At 70.3% G+C, this 14,882-nt stretch carries 13 protein-coding genes; 7 read left to right on the plus strand and 6 right to left on the minus strand.

Annotation, left to right across the window (positions count from 1 at the left end; translation table 11 throughout):
• Positions 1–24 precede the first annotated feature (24 nt).
• The gene (locus tag ACMXN5_RS32060; RefSeq protein ID WP_439678393.1) at positions 25–897 is read right to left on the minus strand and encodes a helix-turn-helix domain-containing protein; all 873 of its coding nucleotides are present in this window, start codon (positions 895–897) and stop codon (positions 25–27) included.
• A gap of 224 nt (positions 898–1,121) precedes the next feature.
• Here ACMXN5_RS32060 and ACMXN5_RS32065 point away from each other — a divergent pair, with 224 nt between their 5' ends.
• The 3 genes from ACMXN5_RS32065 (at position 1,122) to ACMXN5_RS32075 (ending at position 4,882) form a co-directional block, all read left to right on the plus strand.
• Positions 1,122–2,036: an alpha/beta hydrolase gene (locus ACMXN5_RS32065; RefSeq protein ID WP_439678394.1), complete on the plus strand. Its 915-nt coding sequence runs from the start codon at positions 1,122–1,124 to the stop codon at positions 2,034–2,036.
• Between the two features lie 76 nt (positions 2,037–2,112).
• Positions 2,113–3,795, plus strand: coding sequence for a PKD domain-containing protein (locus ACMXN5_RS32070; protein ID WP_439678395.1), 1,683 nt, complete (start codon positions 2,113–2,115; stop codon positions 3,793–3,795).
• A gap of 280 nt (positions 3,796–4,075) precedes the next feature.
• Positions 4,076–4,882, plus strand: coding sequence for a phenylacetate--CoA ligase family protein (locus ACMXN5_RS32075; protein ID WP_439678396.1), 807 nt, complete (start codon positions 4,076–4,078; stop codon positions 4,880–4,882).
• 36 nt (positions 4,883–4,918) lie between these two features.
• Here ACMXN5_RS32075 and ACMXN5_RS32080 read toward each other — a convergent pair whose 3' ends face one another.
• Entirely contained in the window at positions 4,919–5,314 is a 396-nt protein-coding gene (locus ACMXN5_RS32080) for a LysR substrate-binding domain-containing protein (RefSeq protein ID WP_439678397.1), read from the minus strand.
• Between the two features lie 143 nt (positions 5,315–5,457).
• Entirely contained in the window at positions 5,458–6,264 is an 807-nt protein-coding gene (locus ACMXN5_RS32085; RefSeq protein WP_439678398.1) for an SDR family NAD(P)-dependent oxidoreductase, read from the minus strand.
• 138 nt (positions 6,265–6,402) lie between these two features.
• On the opposite strand from ACMXN5_RS32085, the gene ACMXN5_RS32090 reads away from it, so the two are divergent.
• Both ACMXN5_RS32090 and ACMXN5_RS32095 read left to right on the plus strand, forming a co-directional pair.
• Positions 6,403–6,744 carry a hypothetical protein gene (locus tag ACMXN5_RS32090; RefSeq protein WP_439678399.1) on the plus strand — a complete coding sequence of 114 codons (342 nt, stop codon included), beginning with the start codon at positions 6,403–6,405 and terminating at the stop codon, positions 6,742–6,744.
• A gap of 423 nt (positions 6,745–7,167) precedes the next feature.
• A complete protein-coding gene (locus tag ACMXN5_RS32095; protein WP_439678400.1) occupies positions 7,168–8,091 on the plus strand; it encodes an alpha/beta hydrolase in 924 nt (307 codons plus the stop codon).
• 73 nt (positions 8,092–8,164) lie between these two features.
• Here the strand turns inward: ACMXN5_RS32095 and ACMXN5_RS32100 are convergent, their stop codons facing one another.
• Positions 8,165–9,151, minus strand: coding sequence for a quinone oxidoreductase family protein (locus tag ACMXN5_RS32100; protein ID WP_439678401.1), 987 nt, complete (start codon positions 9,149–9,151; stop codon positions 8,165–8,167).
• 229 nt (positions 9,152–9,380) lie between these two features.
• Here ACMXN5_RS32100 and ACMXN5_RS32105 point away from each other — a divergent pair, with 229 nt between their 5' ends.
• Together ACMXN5_RS32105 and ACMXN5_RS32110 are read left to right on the plus strand one after the other, a co-directional pair.
• On the plus strand, positions 9,381–10,904 hold the full coding sequence (locus ACMXN5_RS32105) for an MFS transporter (RefSeq protein ID WP_439678402.1): 1,524 nt from the start codon (positions 9,381–9,383) through the stop codon (positions 10,902–10,904).
• 28 nt (positions 10,905–10,932) lie between these two features.
• Entirely contained in the window at positions 10,933–11,589 is a 657-nt protein-coding gene (locus ACMXN5_RS32110) for a TetR/AcrR family transcriptional regulator (RefSeq protein ID WP_439678403.1), read from the plus strand.
• A gap of 129 nt (positions 11,590–11,718) precedes the next feature.
• Here ACMXN5_RS32110 and ACMXN5_RS32115 read toward each other — a convergent pair whose 3' ends face one another.
• Together ACMXN5_RS32115 and ACMXN5_RS32120 are read right to left on the minus strand one after the other, a co-directional pair.
• Positions 11,719–13,206, minus strand: a complete 1,488-nt coding sequence (locus ACMXN5_RS32115) for an aldehyde dehydrogenase family protein (RefSeq protein ID WP_439678404.1) — start codon at positions 13,204–13,206, stop codon at positions 11,719–11,721.
• Between the two features lie 74 nt (positions 13,207–13,280).
• Positions 13,281–14,678, minus strand: coding sequence for an MmgE/PrpD family protein (locus tag ACMXN5_RS32120; protein WP_439678405.1), 1,398 nt, complete (start codon positions 14,676–14,678; stop codon positions 13,281–13,283).
• Positions 14,679–14,882: the final 204 nt, after the last annotated feature.

Raw genomic sequence — 14,882 nt, forward strand, 5'->3', positions numbered from 1 at the left:
CCTGACCGTCATGCCGGCGGCGCGTCAGCCGCCGGCATCCGCCGACGCGGTGGAGTCGGCGGCGGCGCTCCACGAGGAGAGGATGCGCAGACCGTCGTGGGAGGGGCTGCCGGGTTCCGCGGTCCAGGTCACCAGTTGCTGGTCGGGGTCGGTGGCGCAGGTGAGGGTGTCCCAATCCAGGGTCAGATCACCGGCGACGGGATGGTGGTACACCTTGGTGCCCATGCCCCGGGCCGCGACGTGATGGGCGCCCCACCAGCGGCGGAAGTCGGCGTCCTGCACGGACAGTTCGCCGACGAGGGCGGCCAGTCGTGGGTCGTGCGGGTCGCGGGCCGCCTCCATCCGCAGTTGCGCCACACACGCGTGGGCGACGTTCTTCCAGTCCGGATACAGCGCCCGAAAAGCCGGATCCAGGAACACCAGCCGCACCATGTTGCGCTGCTTCTCCGGGATCCGCCCGAAGTCGGTGATCAGCGCGGCGGCCATCGAGTTCCAGGCGAGGACGTCCATCCGGCGGCCCAGCACCATGGCCGGGGTGCCGGTGAGGTCGTCCAGCAGCCGCCGCAGGCGGGGCTGGACCTTCTGTACCGGGATTCGGCGCGGCCGAGGCTCGTCCCGGCCCGCGAGCCCGAACACGTAGTCGCGCTCGTCGTCGTCCAGGCGCAGGACCTCGGCAAGGCTTTCCAATACCGACTGCGACGCCTGTCGCCGGCCCTGTTCCAGCCTCGTGTAGTAGTCGGTGCTGATGGACGCGAGCAGGGCCACTTCCTCGCGGCGCAGACCCTTGACCCGTCGCCGTCCCCCGGTCTGCGTCAGTCCGACCATGGCGGGGCTGAGCTCCATCCGGCGGGCCTTGAGGAAGGCGCCCAGCTCATCGCGGTGCGCGTTGCTGCTCATGGGTCCAGTCTCGCAGCAAACGTCACGACTGTGAGGGGGCCGGTTCCGTCCCAGGACACCGCTGTCGGGGGCTGCGAGTCGCCCATTTCGCCGGCCTACGACACGTGGAAGTCTTCAAGGCGTGGCAACTCGGGGCCGCCGCGGAAAGGCTCTCCCAGCCCGCACGGCTCCCGATCACGCGCCCCGCGGGCCACAGCACATCGTCACCAAGGAATGCCAAGCACATGAAAGCGAACGTTACTTTTCCCAGCGCCGGCCTCTCCCTCGCCGGGCTCCTCTTCACCCCGGACGGCCACACCGGTGCCCCGCTGCCGGCCGTGGTCATCGGCCACCCGGGCGGTGGCGTGAAGGAGCAGACCGCGAGCATCTACGCCGAGCGCCTGGCCCGCGAGGGTTTCGCCACGCTCGTCTTCGACGCCGCGTACCAGGGCGAGAGCGAGGGCACCCCGCGCGGCCTGGAGAACCCCTTCCAGCGCGCCGAGGACGTCCGCGCCGCCGTCACCTATCTCACCACGCGTGACGACATCGATTCGGAGCGCATCGCCGCCCTGGGCATCTGCGCGTCCGGTGGGTATGTCCCCTTCGCCGCGCAGACCGACGTCCGGATCAAGGCCGTCGCCACTGTCAGCGCCGTCGACATCCGAAGCCTGCTTGTCGACGGTCTCGGCCGCACCCAGGGCCCCGAGGTCCTGCGGGCCCTGCTCGACCAGGCCGGCACCGCGCGGACCGCGGAGGCCGAGGGCGAGGCGCCGACCCAGCTGAACTGGGCCCCGGAAAGCCCCGAGGGCCTGGAGCAGGCGCCCACCCTGTACCGGGAGGCGCAGGACTACTACCGCACGCCGCGCGGTGGGCACTGCAACTCCACCAACGAATGGCCGCTGCGCAGCATCGACCACATCGCCCAGTTCGACCCGTACGCGATGATCGAGCTGATCTCACCGCGCCCGCTGCTGATGATCGTCGGCTCCGAGGCGGACACCGCCTATTACAGCCGTGAGGCCGTCGAGAAGGCGAAGGAGCCGAAGGAGTTGTTCGTCGTCGACGGCGGCACCCACGTCTCGCTGTACGACCGGGACGCACACGTCGCGCCGGCCGTCGCCAAGCTCACCGAGTTCTTCGGAAAGCACCTGGCCGGCTGACCCGGTCCGACCCGATCCGGGCGCACCGACGCCGGTCTCGGAACCCGCTCGTGGTTCCGGGGCCGGCGTCGTCGCGTTGGATCCCGCACGCCCGACTGTCCAGAAATCCGGACACTCGCCGATGACGGGCTCGGATAGACAAGGGGGCACCTCGTCGCGAGGTCCGCTGCGCAGCACGGCATCGACCGAACGCGATGGACGGTGGAGCCCGAACGAGTACTCCTCGAACGCGGGCGTTTATCCGACTTCAGAAAAAGAGGAGAACCGTATGGCCAGGTTCCCGATGGCTCGCTCACGGCGTATCGCACTCTCGGTGTCATGTACGGTCGCGCTGGTCGCTTCAGGATCGGTCGCCGTCTCCACCTCCGCCAACGGCGCCTCGTCGGCCGCTGCCGGATCGAACTCGTCCGCGACGTCGCAACGGCCCCTGTTCGTCGGTGGTTTCGCCACGCCGGCGATCGCCGGACTTTCCGTGACCAGGGGCGGCGCGATGCGGCCGGTCTCCGCGACCCCGTTCGCCACCGGTCCCAACTCGCTGGGGATGGCCATCACGCCGGACGGCCGGACGTTGTATTCGGTGAGCGCGGGGCTGCAACTCAGCACGCTCGCGGTGGTCCCGGGGAGCATCACCGGCTATCACATCGAGCCCGGCGGCACGCTGACCCGGTTCGCCGAGACCGCCGCCCCGGGCCCGGTGATCGGGGCCGCGGTCACCCCGGACGGCACCCGCCTGTTCGTGACGGTCGCCATGGGTGAGACGGGGCAGGTGTTGTCCTACGCGATCTCGCCGTCGGGGGCGTTGACGCCGACCGGCGCACCGCCGGCCACGGTTCCCAGCGGGATCAGTCAGGTGGTGATCAGTCCCGACGCGCGCCATCTCTTCGTGAGCAACTTCCTGACGGACACCATGTCGAGCTTCGCGATCGCGCCCGATGCCGGCCTCACTCCCGTCGGTGCGCCCGTCCCGACCGGGATGAAGCCGGCGATCCCGTCCGTATCGGCCGACGGCCGCTACCTGTTCGTCGGCAACGAGGCCAGTGGCGACCTGTCGGGCTACAGCATCGGGGAGGACGGGGCGCTCACTCCCGTCGCCGGTTCCCCCTTCCCGAGCGGTGGCACGCCGCACGGTCCGATCTTCACCTCGGACTCCCGCCGCGTCTATGTCGCCAATGCGACGGGCAACACGATCTCCGGTTGGCAGGTCGGCCCCGACGGCCGCCTGAATGCCCTCCCCGGTTCGCCCTACGCGAGCCCGGGCGCCGCCCGGGTCGTGCTCAGTGCCGACGGGAAGGTCATGTACGCGATGACCGGCACCCCGCGGCAGTTGGGGAAGGTGACCAGCTATGCGGTCAAGGGCGACGGCAGCCTGACCGCGACCGGGTCGCCGGCCATCGACACCGGCCTGTACTGGCACGACGGCTCGAACGCGTTCCTCACGCCGAACCAGGGCCCGACGGCGGCGCTTCGCGTGGACGGCGAGGGTCTCGGACTCACCCGGATCTTCTCGGCCGCGAAGTCCTCCGACGCGGACGGCCGGGTCACCGGCTACCGGTGGGACTTCGGGGACGGGTCGACGCAGACCACCTCGTCGCCGGTGGTCACGCACCGCTACGCCACGGCCGGTCCCCGGACGGTGAGTGTGACCGTGACCGACGACGAGGGGTGTTCGACCGAACTGATCTACAACGGCACGGTCGTCGAGTGCCGCGGCGGCCCGCAGGCCCGGGCGGTGCGGGAGATCTCGGTCGGCCGTCCCTGACGGGTCGTCAACGATCGACCCGCGCGCGTCGGGTGACTTCCAGGCGCAAGGGATCGAGTCATGGGGCGGGTTCGCGGCGGTCGGCGCGCGGGCCCGCCCCGCTTCGGTGATGGCGACGGGGCCGCCATCGACATTCCGGGAATCAAGGGAGGCGTCATGACCGTTGCTCCGTTCTCGAAGAAGTACTGGAGTCCGATCGAGACTGTTTCGGCGGCGCACGCGCGGGCGGTCCAGGACGAGCGGTTTCGGTGCGGAGGCCGGCGCGGAACGGCTGCTTCGGGTGCAGGCTGACCAGCGCCCGAACGCCCTGATCGGCACCCTGTACTTCCTCGCCCACCTCGCCGAACAGGCACCGCTGATCGTCGGCCGACCCGCCCGTGAACTCGGTGTCCGCGCCATCAGCGTCGGCGGTGAGCCGGGCGGCGGCCTGCCCACCGTTCGCGACAGGCTCGAATCCCTGTGGGGCGCGACCTCGCGGGAGATGCTCGGCGGGACGGATATCGCCTGCACGTACTGGGGCGAGTGCGAGGCGGGCGACGGCATGCACTTCCTGTCACCGGACCTGCTGATCGCCGAACTGATCGACCCCGAGACCGGCGAGCGGGTGGCGCCGATCGCGGGCGCCCAGGGCGAACTCGTCTACACCGCGCTGCGCCGCCGGGCCTCGCCGCTGCTGCGTTTTCGCACCAGGGACCACGTCGTGGTCACCGGGACCGATTGTTCGTGCGGCCGGACCGGTTTCAAGGTGCGCTGCATAGGCCGTACGGACGACATGCTGATCGTGCGCGGGATCAATCTGTTCCCCTCGGCGATCAAGCAGCTGGTGTCCGAGTCGACGCCGGCCACGACCGGGGAGATGCGTATCCGCGCCGACTTCGAGGGCCACTCGACCCAGCGGCCGCTGCCCCTGGTCGTGGAGTACGCCGCGGGATTGGCGCCGGAACAGCAGGACGATCTACGTGCCACGATCGAGCGGCGGATCCGCTCCGCGCTCAACGTCAAGACGACCGTGCAACTCGTCCCCGACGGAACCCTGAAGCGTCCGGACCACGTCAAGGTCTCGCTGGTCGAGCGCGTCACGCCATAGCGCCACGGGTGGACACTCGTCGCTGCCGGTGGACGCTCAGGAGGGGCGCGTGCTCCCGCGGTCGTCCGCCGGGCGGTCGAGCAGCCGGTCGACGAACGCGCGCGCGGCCGGGCTCACGGTGCGCCCACGCGCGGTGGCGATGTGGATCTTTCGCACCGCCCACGGCTCGGCGAGTTCCACCGTGGCCGCGCCGGACAGCGTGTCCCGGGTGACCAGGCACTCGGGCTGCACGGTCACCCCCAGCCCCGCGTGTACGAGACTGAGCGCAACGCTCGCGCTGCGCACGGTGTATTCCGCTTCGAACTCCCGGTCCAGGCGCCCGGCCGCGGATCGGAAGGCGCCCAGCATCGAATAGACCGCGATCAGGTTCTCCGGCAGCAGATCCTCGAAGGTCACGTGGCCCCGCTCGCTCAGCCGGCGGTCCCGGGGCACCTCGGCCACGGTCCAGGCCCGCTCGGATACCTCCGCATTCGCTTCGACCGAGCCGAGGGGCGAAAAGAAGGGGTGGCGGGCGGGAATTCCCGCCCGCCACCCCTTCCGGTTTCGGGACCACCCTGCCGGGGGCAGTCCCCCGATCAGACCGCGCAGCCGCGCAGCGTCTGGCCGCCGTCGACGACGATCTGGGTGCCGGTCAGGTAGGACGCGAGGTCGGAGGCGAGGAAGAGCACGACGCGGGCGATGTCGTCCGGCACCGCGATCCGCGCCTTGGGGATCCTCTTCTCCAGTTCCACGATCGCGTCCTCGTCCAGGAACGGCATGAGGCCCGGTGTACGCACTCCGCCGGGGCAGACGGTGTTGACCGAGATGTCGTGCGGCGCCAGTTCCAGGGCCATCGTCTTGACCATGCCGGCGACTCCGTGCTTCGACGCGGCGTAGTGCGCCAGTCCCAGCACCGACGGGTTCACCGCCTCGACGGAGTTCACGATGACGATCCGGCCGCCGCGCCCCTGCTCGATCATCTGCCGGGCGGCGGCCTGCGAACAGAGCATCACACCGAGGAGGTTGACGGCCAGGGTGCTCTGCGCGAGTTCGAGACCGATGTCCAGGAACGACGAGCCCTGATAGATGCCGGCGTTGTTCACCAGGACGTCGAGGGACCCGAAGGCGTCGACGGCGGCCCGGATCATGGCGTCCGCGTCCTCCGGTTTGCTCACGTCCGCGACGACCGTGCGAACGCGGGCCGCGTCCTCGAACTCCGCCAGGGCCTTGCCGAGGGCATCCGCGTTGACGTCCGCGATCACGACGTTCGCACCGGCCTCGTACAGGCGGCGGACGATACCCAGGCCGATACCCATGGCGCCGCCGGTGACCACGGTCGTCTGGCCGCTCAGGTCCATCAGATCGCCGATGGACACGGACTCGGAAGGAAGGATTTCACTCATGGACTACTCATATCATGCACAAAATATTCTGCATACCCATGGCTTCCGATTCCTGCTCGTGGCAGGATCACGGACCGCAGCCGGTCGACCTCACACAGCCGGCCCCGGGTTCGACATGCCCCCGCACAAGGAGGAATCGTGCCGAGATACACCTATGTCGTGCTGACCAACCCGGTCGAGGGGAAGGAATCCGAGTTCAACGACTGGTACACGAACACCCATGTGCACGACGCGCTCGACGTCCCGGGGTTCGTGTCCGCCCAGCGCTTCGCACTGGCGCACAAGCAGCGCGCCGAGGCGCCTTTCCCGTGGGGCTATCTCGCCATCTACGAACTCGAGACCGACGACCTGCAGGAATCGATCGACGCACTGGGGGCGCGCTACAACACGCCGGAGATGACGATCAGCGAAGCGCTCCACCCGGAACGACTGGGCCTGATCTTCCAGGCGATGGGACCCCGGCTCGAAGCCAATCCCTGATCGGGATCCAACCTCCCGTTGAAACACACCACTCGGCGGGTTCGACGCGCGAGGACCTCGTCGAGGCGTCCTTCCTTGACGATCAGCTCGAAGGTTCCTGGCATGCCATGGGCATCTCTCCCTGTCCGGTGGCGCATGGTGCGGCTCAGTCGACGGCGACTGCCGCCCGTCGTGAACGTGCGGAATCGTAGGAGGAACCCCGGCCGGGGAGCGTCCGAGAACCTGCACACCCGCACCGCGGCGGCGGGGGCAAACCCAAACGGGGCCGATTCTGTCCCTGCCTACCGCGTTGGGTCTCGGGGAAGAGGTCTCATGCGAAACGACGGCAAGGTGGGACGAATGCCCCTCGATCGCAATCGCGGCCCGGACCGCCACGCCCGACCGTCGCCCCTCCACCACACCTACGGCAAGGAGCGAACAGCCATGGAATCCGTACGATTCAAGAACCGCACCTGGGACGTGGCGGCCGTCGTACGACAGCCGAAGGACTTCGACGCGACGAAGAAGTACCCCGCCGTCGTCTGTGCCCACCCGATCAGCAGTTGCAAGGAACAGACCGCCGGCAGCGTCTACGCCGAACGGCTGACCGAACAGGGCTACGTCACCCTCGCCTTCGATGCCTCGCACCAGGGTGAGAGCGGCGGCGAACCCCGATACCTGGAGGACCCGGCCACGCGCGTGGAGGACTTCCGCTGCGCCGTGGACTACCTGGTGACGCTCGACTACGTGGACGAGGACCGCATCGGCGCCCTGGGCGTGTGCGGCGGCGGAGGCTACGCCGCCAACGCCACGATGACCGAGCACCGGATCAAGGCGCTGGTCACCGTCGTCGGGGCCAACTACGGACGGCTGATGCGGGAAGGCGATCTGAGCGCCGGCGCGGCCATCGGGATGCTCGAAGCGATCGGCAGGCAACGCACGGCCGAGGCGCGTGGCGCGGAGCCGGCGATCACGACCTACATCCCGGAGTCCCAGGCGGAGCGGGAGGCGGCCGGCATCACCGACATCGACACCGTCCAGGCCATCGACTACTACAAGACGCCCCGGGGAGCGAACCCGAACTCGCCGAACAAGTTGCGCATGTCCGGCCTCGCCGCGGCCGTCGGGTGGGACGCCTTCCACCTGGCCGAGGTGCTGCTGACGCAGCCGCTCCAGATCATCGTGGGCGACGTGCCGGGCAGTTTCGGCTCCTACCGCGACGGGTTCGAGCTCTTCGACCGGGCACGGTCGGAGCACAAGGACATCCTGGTCGTGAAGGGCGCGAGCCACTACGACCTCTACGACCAGCCGTTCGCGGTCGACCAGGCGTTCGAGAAGATCACGCCGTTCTTCAAGAATCACCTGTAATACGGCTCGGCACGGGTTGCGCCCGAAGACCCCGGCGCGGACGCGGGTTCCGCGCCGGGCCCGGCGGAGTCGGTCAGGGCACGGTGAGGACGATTTTCCCGAGGGCCCGATGCGAGCGCAGCCGCCGCATGGCTTCGGACGCGCCGGCGAACGTGTACGTGCCGTCGATCACCGCCCGTACCCGTCCGTCGAGCAGGGCGGGGCGCAGCGCTTCCACGGCACCGGAAAGCACCGCGCCGAGTTCGGCGGGTCGGGAGAAGCCGAAGGACACCCCGCGTACGCGCAGGTGCCGATAGGACAGCGCATCCAGGTCGATGGTGGACGCGGCCCGGTCCAGCCGGCCGATGTTGACCACGGTGCCATCGACGCGGGTGGCCGGCAGGCACGCGGCGAAGGTGGCGCCTCCGACGTGGTCGAGGACCAGGTCGACACCTTCGCCGCCGGTGATGTCCAGGACGGCGTCGGTGAGGTTCCGGGTCGCCGTGGCCACAACCTCGTCCGCGCCGGCTTCCCGAAGCACCGCTCCCCGGTCGGCGGTACGGGTCGTGGCGATGATCGTGGCGGCGCCGAGCGCTCTGGCGATTCGGGTGCCGAGGAGGCCGACACTCGACGTGGCGCCGGTGATCAGCACCGCCTGACCGGACTCGAAGCCGCCGCTCGTCAGGGACCCGTGTTCGGTCAGCAGCCCGGTGGGCAACGCGCACGCCTGCTCGTACCCGATGCCCTCGGGGACGGGGACCAGGTGCCGGTGGTCGACCGGGACGTATTGCGCGAAGGACGCCGGCGTGGTGCCCATCACCCGCGTTCCGACGTCCGGGCCGGTCACCCCCTCCCCCAGGGCCACGACCTCGCCGGCGAACTCGTAGCCGGCCGGGTAGGGCACGCCCGTACCGCCGGATGTCGGGTCGGCGGCGGCGAGCACCGACGCGTCCGCGTGGTTGAGCGCGACGGCGCGGGTCCGCACCAGCACCCGGCCGGGGCCGGGCTCGGGCACGGGGACCTCTCGAAGCTCCCATTCGGAGCCGGTGCCGCCGTACAACGCGGCCATCGTCTCGGGCATGCGTACTCCTTCACGTACTCGGACGTCGGCGGTGCGGGCGATGGGCCTCCGCCGCGTCGTGTCCTGTCGGGGATCACGATGCCGCTCGGGCCGCGATTGCGCGCGGCAGCGGGCGGGAGCCGGGTGGAGTTCGACCCATTTGACGGACGGTCCGGCTGTGCTCCATATAATATGTCATCAGCCAATGACATGGATCGCTGACAACGGTCCGCCGAAAGGAAGCCGCAGCATGGCCGAGCCTCCCCCGGGCGCCCCGCAGGACGACGAGCGCCCGAACGGAGCCCGTCGCATACGGTTCCTGCTGCCCGCCCTGATGTTCACGTCCCTGACCGTCTCCGTCATCAGCACGCTTGGGGCGCCGATGGTCCCCACCATCGCCCGGGAACAGCACGTGTCGCTCGGCGCCGCCCAGTGGGTGCTGACCGCGACCCTGCTGGCCGGGGCCATCGCGGGCCCGGTGCTCGGCCGGCTCGGCGACGGGCCGCACCGGCGAACGGCCATCCAGGTGTCGCTGACGGGCGTGTTCGTGGGCAGCGTCCTGGCGGCGACCGCTCCGGCGCTGCCGCTGTTGCTCGCGGGCCGTGCCCTCCAGGGCATGGGCATGGGCCTGCTGCCCCTGGCGATCGCCGTCGCCCGCGACCACCTGCCCCCGCCGCGCATGCGTTCCGGCATCGCGTCGTTGTCGATCACCACGTCCGTGGGTGCGGGAGTCGGCTATCCCCTGACCGGCGTCATCGCCCAACACCTGGACTACCGCGCCGGCTTCTGGTTCGCGGCGCTGCTGAGCGCCGCCGCCCTGATGGTGGTGCGGTGGGTCGTACCCGAGGGCTCCTCGACCCCACAACGCCCGCTCGATCTCGTCGGGGCCGCGCTGCTGTGCTCGGGGCTGGCGCTCTTCCTCTTGGCCGTGGGCCAAAGCGTGGCCTGGGGGCCGCGTTCGGGTGCCACGCTGGGGTGTCTCGGTGTCGGGGTCGCGCTGCTGCTCCTGTGGACCGTCCAGGCCCACCGCGCAGCCCATCCCCTGGTGGACGTCCGGCTGATGCGCAACCGCGGTGTCCTGGCGGCCAACGTGACCGCCCTGCTCACCGGCATCGGCATGTTCGCGGTGTTGTCCCTGGTCAACCTCTACACGCAGGTCCCCGCCGAGGCCGGATACGGCTTCGACTTCAGCCTCACCGTCACCGGGCTCGTCCTGCTGCCGATGTCCCTGGGCAGCCTGGCGGCGAACCGTCTCGCCGGCGCCCTGGTCGCCCGGTTCGGGCCGCACCGAGTGCTTCCCCTGGGCTCCCTCGTGGTCACCCTCGACCTCGTCGTGCTCGCGCTGTGGCGCGACCACGTGGCGATCCTCGTCCTGGGCACGTTCCTGCTCGGAGCCGGCGTGGGCGCCTCGTACGCGGTCATGCCGCTGCTCGTCATCCGCCACGTCCCGGCCTCCGAGACCGGCAGCGCGACCAGTTTCAATCAGGTCCTGCGCACCGTCGGCGGCTCCGTCGGCAGCGCCGCGATCTCGGCCGTCATGCTCGCCTTCACCCCCGCCGGCGGCCTGCTCCCTCGGGAAACCGGCTACACCACGGCCCTCCTCGTCACCGCGGCGGCGACCTTCCTCGGCGTCGTCGCCGCCGTCGTCCTCCCGCCGCGCCGTGCCACGGCTCCGGCGGCCGAGTCCGCGGTCGTGACCCGAGGCCACCCCGCCGACGCGCGGCCGGCGGACGAGGCCACGTCGGGTATCGTCCGCCGCGGCTTCGGGCACTGAACACGATCCGGGCCGGAAGGGGTTGGTCATGGAGTCGCCCAGGCAACATCCGCGCGGCAAAAGGCGCGACGCCGACGCCACGCGAACCGCGTTGCTCCACGCCGCCCGCGCCCTGTTCGGCCGCCGCGGCTACGAGGCGGTGACGCTCCGGGACATCGGCGAGCTGGCCGGGGTCGACGGCTCCCTCGTCGCACGGTACTTCGGCAACAAGGCCGCGCTGTACCGGTCGGCGGTCGCCGAGGACGGCCGCGAGGCGGCCGCGTCCCCGGAAGGGCTGGACCTCGGGGCCTACACCGTGGACGCGCTGCGCCGGGCCGACCTGCGCGGGGCGCCGGGTCCGCTCGTGCAGGCCCTGCTGTCCCAGGGCAGCACGCCGGAGGTACGCGCGTCCGCGGCGGAGGAGATGCGCACTCGCGTGGTGTCGCCGCTCGCCGCCCGACTGGCCGCCGAGGGCGCGGACGACCCGCAGGCCGGAGCCGAGGCCCTGGTCGCCTGTCTGGTGGGCGTCATCGCGCTGCGGACGAACGGTCTGTTCACCGGCCTGTCGGAGGCGAACCCCGACGCGATCGGCATGATGCTCGACTCCGCCGCGCGGGCGTGGTCCGTCGCGGCGGCACGGTCGGACGGCGGGGGCGCCTCGATCGACGACGGCGCGGGAAGCGGCGCCGACCTCCGGGATCCGTGAGGAAACCGGGTACCGATTCCGGAGTGCCGGGCCCGGACCTCACCGTGCGGTCGGTCCAGCCGCCGGACGCCCCGGGACCGAACCCGGCGGCCTCGCGGCGCGGCCCCGCCAAGATCCGCCGGACCGGGTCTAGTCGAGATTGATGTACACGGCCTTCGGATACAGGAAGCTCTCGACGTGCTCCTTGGCGCCCTTCCAGCCGTAGCCGCTCATCTTGGTACCGCCGAAACCCACGGCTGGGTCGAGGACCCCGTAACAGTTGACCCAGATCGTCCCGGCCGTGATCCCCCGGGAGACCTTGTGCGCGGTCGACAAATCGCGGGTCCACACGCCCCCCGCGAGGCCGTACGGCGTGTCGTTGGCGATCCGCAGCGCGTCCTCGATGTCGTCGAAGGGGATCACCGAGGCGACCGGGCCGAAGATCTCCTCCCGGGCGATGGTCATGTCGTTCGTCGCGTCGGCGAAGATCGTCGGCTCCAGGAAGTAGCCCCCGGCGAGGTCGCCGCCGAGGCGGTTGCCGCCGCCGGCCAACCGGGCCTCGCCGCCGCCCACGTCGATGTAGTGCATGACCCTGTCGAGCTGGCGCTGCGAGACGAGGGGGCCGAGCTGGGTATTCGGGTCGAGGCCGTCCCCCACCCGAATCGTGCGGGTGAACTCCTGCATACGCTCGACGAACTCGTCGTGCACGGAACGCTGGACGAGAATCCGGGTCCCGGCGACGCAGACCTGGCCGCTGTTGGTGTAGACACCCATCGCGGCGCCGGGCACGGCCTTGTCGAGGTCGGCGTCGGCGAAGACGATGTCGGGCGACTTGCCGCCGAGTTCGAGCTGCAGACGCTTGAGGTTGCCGGCCGAGGCCCTGACGATCGCCTGCGCGGTACCGACGGATCCGGTGAACGCGAGGCGGTCGACGTCCCGGTGCTCCGCCAGGGCCTGGCCCGCGTCCGCGCCGTACCCGGTCACGACGTTGACGACGCCGTCGGGTACGCCCGCCTCGGTCAGCAACTCGGCGACGCGCAGCACCGAAAGGGAGGCGTCCTCGGCCGGCTTGAGGACCGCAGTACAGCCGGTGGCCAGCGCCGGGCCGAAGATCCACCAGAGGCCGATCAGCGGACCGTTCCAGGGGATGATGCCGCCCACCACGCCGACGGGGGCCTGGTGCCGCAGGGTCAGGAAGTCGCCCGGGAGCGAGTTCCGCGGTGTCGTGACGCCGCCGGCGTCGCACTGCGAGGCGAAGAACTGCAGGACTTCGGAAGTCCATCCGGCGAGACTCCTGGTCCTGGCCAGGGGCGCGCCCATGTCCAGCGTCTCGATCATGGCGAGTTCGTCGAAGTGGTCGAGGACGATGTCGTGGATCTTCAGCAGCAGCATGCGCCGCTGATGCGGCGTCCAGCGGCTCCACTCCCCTTCGAAGGCGCGCCGGGCGGCCGCCACCGCCCGGTCGACGTCGGTCGCGTCGCCCCGGGCGATCGTGCCGAGCGTGCGGCCGGTCGCCGGGTTGACGACGTCGATCTGCTCGCCGGAGGCGGCCTCGACCCATTCACCACCGATCAGGAGCTTCTTGGGCCCCGTGACGAACTCGGGGAGCAGCGTGGGGATCTCTGACGAAACAAGCATGGGATTTCTCTTTCCGGTTCGTCCGTACACACGAGCGGTTCCCTGCGCGGCGAGCCGACGGGATCCGGTGGTGCTCAGACCACGAGGAGTTCGGCCAAGGTCGCGGCCGGCATGTCCGGGTCTCCGCCGACGACGGCGCGCAGCAGTTCCTCGCTCCGTGCCACGCCCAGGCTCGCCACGGTCAGATCGCGGAACTTCGCGTCGAGGTCGGCCTGCGACATCGGATTCTCGGCGGTGCCGACGGGGCTGTCGACGAAGACGCTCTCGCTCGACCCGTCGCGGTAGACGACGGTGATGTCACCGACCCACTTGCCGACGTACGCGGTGTCCAGTTCGGGCTTGGGCGTGATCCGGATCCGGCGGGCGAGCGTCGCGATCTCGCCGCCCTCGGACAGGTCCAGTTCTCCGTCCAGGTAGGCCCGGTGCGTGCCGAAGCCGTTGCCCCGGCCAAGGAGCGACAGGGCGAATTGGAACGGCAGGCTGTACTGCAGGTTCTCGATGCTCTGCGGCGTGTAGGCGTTGATGTTGCGGGTGCCGACGATGATGTTCCCGCCGGTCTGGATGCCCAGTGCGATGTTCTCGATGAGTTCGAGGCGGTCCGCGAGTTGCCGTGCGCCGTCGATGTACGCGTGGTTGATGCCACAACAGCAGTAGGGCTTGATCCAGACCCGCTCGATCTCGAACGCGGCGTGCGGGGAGAACGCGGCGACGGCCGCGGTCGGGTCGATCTCGCGTCCGACGAAGGTGGCGAAGAAGCCCTTCGATCCGGTGAGGTAGGCAAGGGGGCCCGTGACGCCCGCCTCGGCCAGTTCCGCCGCGCGGATGCCGTTTCGGGTGCCGATGCCCGCGTGCACCCGCTTCACGGAGCCGCCGGAGGAGGTGTACTCGGTGGTGCCGGCGCAGTGGCTCAGCGCGACGGCCAGGGCGTGGGTGGTGCGCTCCGCGTCGAAGCCGCGCATCTTGGCGACCACGGCGGCGGCGCCGAAACCGGACAGGACGGCGTGCGGGTGGAATCCGCGCTCCAGCAGCTGCGGCGCGGCCAGCACCCCGATCCGGGTGTAGACCTCGTAGCCCACGATGATGCCCAGGAGCACGTCCCGCATCGTGGCGCCGATCTCCTCGCCCACCGCGAGGGCGGTGGAGACCACGCAGCTCCCGGGATGGCTGGAGCTGGCCCGGTGTGCGTCGTCGTACTCGAAGCCGTGGCCGAAGGTCGCGTTGACGAACGCCGCGTCCGCCGCGCTCATCACGTCGCCGGTGAGGGTCACGTGGGACACGCCGGGCACATGGCGGTCGCGGGTGAGCCCCGACACCGTTCGGCTCCACGGCAGGGTCGCGCAGCCGACCTGGACGGCCAACTGGTCCTGGATCAGGCGGCGCGCCCCCTGTACGGCCTCGGGCGGAAGCGAGTCGTAGTCCGACTCGACCACCAAACGAGCGACCTGTGCTTCGACTGGGGGAGTGATCTGCACGATGTGCGCCTCGTCTTCCGGGCGAATGTGAACTCAAGAAGAATGCTGAATATATTTTATGTTTCGTGCCTTGACCAGAGTGCCGGACCGCAACGGTTCGAGGCAGACTCACACGCTCCGGGCCACCGCAACAGGGGCCGAATACAGCCCCGGACACGCCAGGCCCCCGCACGGCCCGGGACCGCCCGGCCGAGGGCCGCCACC

The organism is Embleya australiensis, assembly GCF_051903075.1.
In the GTDB taxonomy this organism is placed as follows: Bacteria; Actinomycetota; Actinomycetes; order Streptomycetales; family Streptomycetaceae; genus Embleya.

Excerpts from the sequence above, each read along its gene's own strand:
- ACMXN5_RS32095 (WP_439678400.1), top strand. The coding sequence starts at position 7,168 with ATGGAATCCGTACGATTCAAGAACCGCACCTGGGACGTGGCGGCCGTC.
- ACMXN5_RS32100 (WP_439678401.1), bottom strand. The coding sequence starts at position 9,151 with ATGCCCGAGACGATGGCCGCGTTGTACGGCGGCACCGGCTCCGAATGG.
- ACMXN5_RS32110 (WP_439678403.1), top strand. The coding sequence starts at position 10,933 with ATGGAGTCGCCCAGGCAACATCCGCGCGGCAAAAGGCGCGACGCCGAC.
- ACMXN5_RS32065 (WP_439678394.1), top strand. The coding sequence starts at position 1,122 with ATGAAAGCGAACGTTACTTTTCCCAGCGCCGGCCTCTCCCTCGCCGGG.
- ACMXN5_RS32060 (WP_439678393.1), bottom strand. The coding sequence starts at position 897 with ATGAGCAGCAACGCGCACCGCGATGAGCTGGGCGCCTTCCTCAAGGCC.
- ACMXN5_RS32085 (WP_439678398.1), bottom strand. The coding sequence starts at position 6,264 with ATGAGTGAAATCCTTCCTTCCGAGTCCGTGTCCATCGGCGATCTGATG.
- ACMXN5_RS32105 (WP_439678402.1), top strand. The coding sequence starts at position 9,381 with ATGGCCGAGCCTCCCCCGGGCGCCCCGCAGGACGACGAGCGCCCGAAC.
- ACMXN5_RS32115 (WP_439678404.1), bottom strand. The coding sequence starts at position 13,206 with ATGCTTGTTTCGTCAGAGATCCCCACGCTGCTCCCCGAGTTCGTCACG.